The organism is Streptomyces sp. NPDC002838 (assembly GCF_040295365.1).
Taxonomy (GTDB): Bacteria; Actinomycetota; Actinomycetes; order Streptomycetales; family Streptomycetaceae; genus Streptomyces.
The window spans coordinates 1-1,047 of the sequence record NZ_JBEOVF010000168.1 but is presented as its reverse complement, the minus strand read 5'-3'; the positions used below and the strand labels follow the sequence as shown (position 1 = coordinate 1,047).

The following is a 1,047-nucleotide window of genomic DNA, read 5'->3' as shown; positions in this document are numbered from 1 at the left end:
GACGTCATCGCGGAGGCGCTCAAGCCGTCGTACGACGCCGAGACGCTGAAGACCCGAGTCAAGGCACTCACGGACAAGCACCCGCTCTACCCCGGCCTAAGCAAGTAACAGCGCCCCGTAGTGAGGAGTGACCGTGGCCATCTCGGTCTTCGACCTGTTCTCGATCGGCATCGGTCCGTCCAGCTCCCACACGGTCGGCCCGATGCGCGCGGCACGTATGTTCGCTGTCCGTCTGAAGGAGGACGGCGTACTCGCCCAGACCGCAAAGGTCCACGCCGAGTTGTACGGCTCCCTGGGCGCGACCGGCCATGGCCACGGCACTCCGAAGGCCGTACTGCTCGGGCTGGAGGGCAACGAGCCGCACACTGTCGACGTCGTCCAGGCGGACCACGACATCGAGCGGATCAAGTCGACCGGAAGGCTGCGGCTGTTGGGCGTCGAGATCGGCGATGCTCAGCAGATCGCCTTCGACTTCGACGACGACCTGGTGCTGCACCGCCGCAAGGCACTGCCCTACCACGCGAACGGCATGACGCTCCGGGCGCACGACGCCATGGGGACCGAGCTGCTGTCGAAGACGTACTACTCGGTGGGCGGCGGCTTCGTCGTCGACGAGGACGCGGTCGGCGCGGACCGCATCAAGCTCGACGACACGGTCCTGAAGTACCCCTTCCGCACCGGCGACGGCCTGCTCCGCCTCACTCGCGACACCGGCCTGTCCATCTCCGCGCTGATGCTGGAGAACGAGCGGGCCTGGCGCACCGAGGAGGAGATCCGCGCCGGGCTGCTGGAGATCTGGCGGGTGATGCGGGGCTGTGTGGCCAACGGCCTTTCTCGCGAGGGCATCCTGCCGGGCGGCCTCAAGGTGCGCCGCCGTGCCGCCGTCACTGCCCGCCAGCTGCGCGCCGCGGGCGACCCGGCCACGCACGCCCTGGAATGGACGACTCTCTATGCGATGGCGGTGAACGAGGAGAACGCCGCCGGCGGCCGGGTGGTGACGGCACCGACGAACGGCGCGGCGGGCATCATCCCGGCGGTCCTGCACTA

General features: G+C 68.9%; 1 protein-coding gene. It reads left to right on the top strand.

Annotated features, from left to right (window positions below):
* Positions 1 to 133: 133 nt before the first annotated feature.
* A partial coding sequence (locus ABT063_RS52115; protein ID WP_351069414.1) for an L-serine ammonia-lyase occupies positions 134 to 1,047 on the top strand: 914 nt, incomplete at its 3' end.